Genomic DNA, 4,784 nt, shown 5'->3' with positions numbered 1-4,784 from the left:
GCCGCGGGCCGCCAGACCCCTGAGCGCGCTTCCCGCCTCTCTCCGACACGCTCAGTCACCGCGCACCGGCCCCCCCCCCCGGCCCCCCCCCCTTCTCACCGGGTATGGGCCGCTCAGGGCCGCAACACCGGCTCGCGCTCGGTCTCGCGGCGGTCCAGCTTCGCGTCATGCCGGGCGAGGGGCTTGCTCGTCGTGCTGACGCCCGCCCAGCGCTGCACCTCGGCGGTGGCCTTGGCCTTCTGGTCGCCCGTCAGCTGGGCGATGCTGGAGCCGTGGTTGCCGTCGGCCACCGTGTAGACGTACGCGTCCTTGGCGCCCTTGCCGACCCGGAAGCGCTCGGCGCCCCATGGGTCGTTCTGGCCGTAGACGAAGAGCATCCGGTGGGCGTCGTGCCGCACCCAGCGGTCGATGTCCGCCATCACGCCCTGCTTGAAGCGCATCGGGATGTCACGCGGCACATAGCTGCGCGGGGCGTAGATGCCGGGGTAGCGCAGCAGCCCGGCCAGGTGCGGGGTCTCGAAGGTGGGCGAGCCGAGCTCGGTGCCCGCCTGGTAGTAGTACGGCGTGTAGGTCTCCAGGCCCTGGTCGGTGTAGGCGGAGAAGCCCGAGATCTCGTCGATGAAGCCGTACAGCTCGTCGGTGGACGCGGTCGGGGCGGGGACGTCCGCGCAGTCCTTCAGCAGGTGGTACTGCCAGAAGGCCCACACCAGGTCCAGGACCACGTTCTCGTACGCCTTGTCGGCGCTGCCGACGACGGTGAAGGTCTGCTTCTCGTCGTCCGCCCACTTCTGGTAGCGCTTCACGATCTCGTCGCGCCGCACCAGCGCCTCGCGCTGCACCGCGTTGAGCTTGGTGCGGCATTCGGCGGTGCCGACGCCTTCGAAGAAGCGGTCGTAGGCGGAGTCCTCCTTGTCGGCCACGTCGTTGGGCGCGACGTAGGCGACGGTGCCGTCCATGTCCCGGGGGTAGAAGCGGCGGTAGTAGGTGGCCGTCATCCCGCCCTTGCTGCCGCCGGTGGCCAGCCACTTCTTGCCGTAGATGGGCTTCAGGGCCCGGAAGAGGCGGTGCTGGTCGCTCGCGGCCTGCCAGATGTCCAGCTTGGACCAGTCGGCGGGCTGGGGCCGGGAGGGAGTGAAGAAACGGTACTCCATGGACACCTGGTTGCCGTCCACCAGCTGCGTGGGCTCACTGCGGCGCGGTGCGGTGGTGACGTTGTAGCCCGAGGTGTAGAAGACCGTGGGCCGGTCGGTGGCCTTGTGCAGCAGCGTGAACCGCTGCTGGAAGGTGCCCTTGGAGGGATGCCGGTGGTCCACCGGCTGGGCATAGCTGAAGACGAGGAAGCGATAGCCCTCGTAGGGCTGCTCCGCCACGAAACGCATTCCGGGAATCGCCAGGACACGTTCCTTGATGTCCGGCTGGGCGGGGGCGGCCGGTGCCGCGGACGCGCTTCCGGCGCCCGCGCCGACCGTCCCCACCAGTATCGCGAGCGACAACAGCCATCTGAGCATCTTGCGCATGCACCCTCCCCTTGTTGCCGTGTTGACCCATTGCCCCGTGAATTCGCACAGGTCGCCGAGAACCTATCCGGGCACACACGCGCGTCGCCAGATGCCGTCAACGCTCCAACCCGAGGCCGAATACGGAGAGTTGTTACCCCCGCCCTCTTTCGTAGCGGGCTGTGATGGCTCATGCTGCCTGTATGGACCGAGACGAACGGCACGACCGGAGTGAACGGGCCGAGCGGCTGACGCGGTATCTGAACGAATTGCAGGAACGGATCGATCCTCGCTCGCTAGAGCTGCTGATGCGGCTGCTGCGCGAGTTGAGCACCTCACCGGCCGTCCGCGGGGGGACGTACGAGCTCGGGATGGGCCCGGAGGAGAAAGAGCTGTTCACCCCCGCTCTCCAGGCCGAGCTGCTGGTGCTGTTCGGCCTGCTCACCTCCCAGGACGAGCGTGTGGTGGTCGACCTCGGCGACAGTCCGCACGCCAAGGGCATGAAGGTGCTGGTGCCTCAGGAGCGGGCCGGGGACCCCGACTTCCTGCACCGCCACAAGCAGCGGGTGGCGGCCGAGGCGGAGCAGCGGGAGCGGGACCGGCGGGAGGTGGAGGGCATAGCGAGGGCCAGCGGCATGGAACCGTGATGTTACCGAACGTAACAACGGGCGAACGCTGAGCGTTACCGGCCGTACGGCCGGATGACCGGTGCGCGCCGCCGAGGTCGGAAAAAGTCGCTGTGGTTCCACAGCGCCCCGAGGGGGCGCGGGGAACTGCGCGACCAGCCACGACGGTGCCGCAGACAACCGAGCACCACAGACGGCCGAGCGGAGCGTTTACGCGACGGCGGGTGCCGTCTCGCCCGTGAAGGTGCGCCACAGCGCGGCGTACCGGCCGTCCCGCGCCACCAGCTCCGCATGGGTGCCGTCCTCGACGACCCGGCCGTGGTCCAGGACCACCACCCGGTCCGCACGGGCGGCGGTGGTCAGCCGGTGGGCGACGACCAGTGTGGTGCGCCGTCCCGTAAGACGATCCGTGGCCTGGTTGACCAGGGCCTCGGTGGCCAGATCGAGCGCGGCCGTGGCCTCGTCGAGCAGCAGGATGTCCGGGTTCACCAGCTCGGCGCGCGCCAGCGCGATCAACTGCCGCTGCCCGGCGGAGAGATTGCGCCCGCGCTCGGAGACCTCGTGCAGATAGCCACCGTCGAGCGACGCCACCATGGCATGGGCGCCGACCGCCCGCGCGGCGGCCTCCACCTCCGCGTCGCTCGCGCCGGGCCGTCCGTAGGCGATGGCGTCGCGCACCGTCCCGGCGAAGAGATACGGCTCCTGCGGGACCACCCCGAGGTGGCCGCGGTATCCGGTGAGGTCGAGCTCGCGCAGATCCACACCGTCCACCCGCACGGCGCCCCGCGTCGGGTCGTAGAACCGCGCCACCAGCTTGACCAGAGTGGACTTACCGGCCCCGGTCTCCCCGACGAACGCCACGGTCTGCCCCGAGGGGATCGTGAGCGAGATGCCCGCCAGCGCCTCCTCGCCGTCGCCGTACCGGAACCGCACATCGTCGAAGGCGATGTCGCCGCGCACCGCGCGCACCTCGCGCGGCGCCTCGGCCACCGGTGTGGTGGTGGGCTCGCGCAGCAACTCCTGGATGCGGCCCAGCGACACGGTGGCCTGCTGATAGCCGTCGAAGACCTGGGAGAGCTGCTGCACGGGGGCGAAGAACAGGTCGATGTAGAGGAGATACGCCACCAGCGCGCCCGCCGTCAGCGTGCCGTCCCCGACCCGCCCGGCGCCCACGATGAGCACCAGCGCGGTGGCCACGGACGCCAGCAGCTGGACGAACGGGAAGTACACCGAGATCAGCCGCTGGCCACGGATCCGCGCCTGGCGGTAGGCGTCGCTGCGCGCCGCGAACCGCTCCCGGCCGGACCCCTCGCGCCGGAACGCCTGCACGATCCGCAGCCCCGCCACGCTCTCCTGAAGGTCCGCGTTGACCACGCTCACGCGCTCACGGGCCAGTTCGTACGCCTTGACGCTGCGGCGCCGGAACACCACGGTGCCGATGATGAGCGGCGGCAGGGTCAGGAAGACCACCAGCGCGAGCTCCACGTCGATGATGAGCAGCGCCACCAGGATGCCGAAGAAGGTCAGCAGGCTGACCACGGCGGTGACGAGGCCGGTCTGGAGGAACGTGGACAACGCGTCGACATCGGTGGTCATCCGCGTCATGATCTTGCCGCTCAGCTCGCGCTCGTAGTAGTCGAGACCGAGCCGCTGGAGCTGGGCGAAGATCTTCACGCGCAGGGCGTAGAGCACCCGTTCACCGGTCCGCCCGGTCATCCGGGTCTCGCCGATCTGGGCGGCCCACTGCACGAGGACGACGAGGAGCGCGAGCCCGGAGGCGGCCCACACCGCGCCGAGCGAGAGCCGCTGGACGCCCTGGTCGATCCCGTGCCGGATGAGCACGGGCAGCAGCAGCCCGGCGATCGCGTCCACGGCCACGAGCGCCAGCGCGACCAGGAGCGGCGCCCCGAAGCCGCGCAGCAACCGCCGCAGCCCGTACGTCTCCTCGGCGCGGATGGCCCGTTCCTCGTCGATGTCGGGGGTGTCGGTGGCGGGCGGCAGGGCCGCGACCTTGGCGAGCAGCTCGGGGGTGGCCGGCATCCCGGACAGCGCCCCCGCGAGCCCCGGCCCGGCCACGGCCACGGCCCCGGCCCCAGCCCCCGCGCCCGCCGCCGTGTCGCCCTTACGGCGCTCACCATCGGGCCGCACCCACAGCTCGGGGGTCACCCCGCCGTGGTTCGAGCGCGCCGGGTGGCCCGCCACGGCCCCGTCCGGCGGACAGCCGGTGCCGTCCCCGTCCGGCGCCCATACGGTGCCCTCCCCCTCGCGAACGGCGTGCGCGGGGTCGTCCCCACCGTGCGGACAATCCCGCCCCCTGTCGCCGCCGGACGGCACCCACGGCTCAACCGCCACCCCATCGCGGACCGCCTCACCGGCGGCGTGCGCGGGGTCGTCCCCACCGCGCGCCCGCCAACCCGCCGCCGAAGGGCGCGGGCGCCCCTCGGGGCCGTGCGCCGTGCCGTCGCCGTCGGCGGGCGGCCCGCCGTCGAGACACGGCTCGGCCAACCCGGTCGCGGCGGCCTCTCCACCGAACGCACCGGCGAGCCCCGGCGCGTGCGCGGCGGCACCGCGTGGCGCGCCCGGGGCCAGGTCGTGGGGCCCCCCCCCCCCCCCCGGGCCGGGGGCCCGCCGGGGGGGGGGGCGCCGCGCCGCGGCCCCCGCC

3 protein-coding genes are annotated in these 4,784 nt (G+C 72.1%); 1 reads left to right on the top strand and 2 read right to left on the bottom strand.

The genetic code is table 11. The features are described 5' to 3' along the window. Positions 1-113 precede the first annotated feature (113 nt). Positions 114-1,517 carry a S28 family serine protease gene (locus tag ACFXB5_RS49090; RefSeq protein WP_385221401.1) on the bottom strand — a complete coding sequence of 468 codons (1,404 nt, stop codon included), beginning with the start codon at positions 1,515-1,517 and terminating at the stop codon, positions 114-116. 182 nt (positions 1,518-1,699) lie between these two features. On the opposite strand from ACFXB5_RS49090, the gene ACFXB5_RS49085 reads away from it, so the two are divergent. Continuing rightward, positions 1,700-2,143 (top strand): hypothetical protein, encoded by a 444-nt coding sequence (locus ACFXB5_RS49085; RefSeq protein WP_020871152.1) that lies wholly within the window; start codon positions 1,700-1,702, stop codon positions 2,141-2,143. A 189-nt stretch (positions 2,144-2,332) separates the two neighbouring features. On the opposite strand, the gene ACFXB5_RS49080 is transcribed toward ACFXB5_RS49085, so the two are convergent. Further along, positions 2,333-4,784: ABC transporter ATP-binding protein (locus ACFXB5_RS49080; protein ID WP_385221397.1), on the bottom strand; the 2,452-nt coding region annotated here is incomplete at its 5' end.

It is taken from the genome of Streptomyces sp. NPDC059455 (assembly GCF_042750115.1).
GTDB classification, from domain to species: Bacteria; Actinomycetota; Actinomycetes; order Streptomycetales; family Streptomycetaceae; genus Streptomyces; species Streptomyces endocoffeicus.
The sequence above is the reverse complement of the archived record's forward strand: the minus strand, read 5'-3'. Positions and strand labels throughout refer to the sequence as shown.

What these genes read in the sequence shown, in the direction of transcription:
- ACFXB5_RS49090 (WP_385221401.1), bottom strand. Translation starts at nt 1,517, where the DNA reads ATGCGCAAGATGCTCAGATGGCTGTTGTCGCTCGCGATACTGGTGGGG.
- ACFXB5_RS49085 (WP_020871152.1), top strand. Translation starts at nt 1,700, where the DNA reads ATGGACCGAGACGAACGGCACGACCGGAGTGAACGGGCCGAGCGGCTG.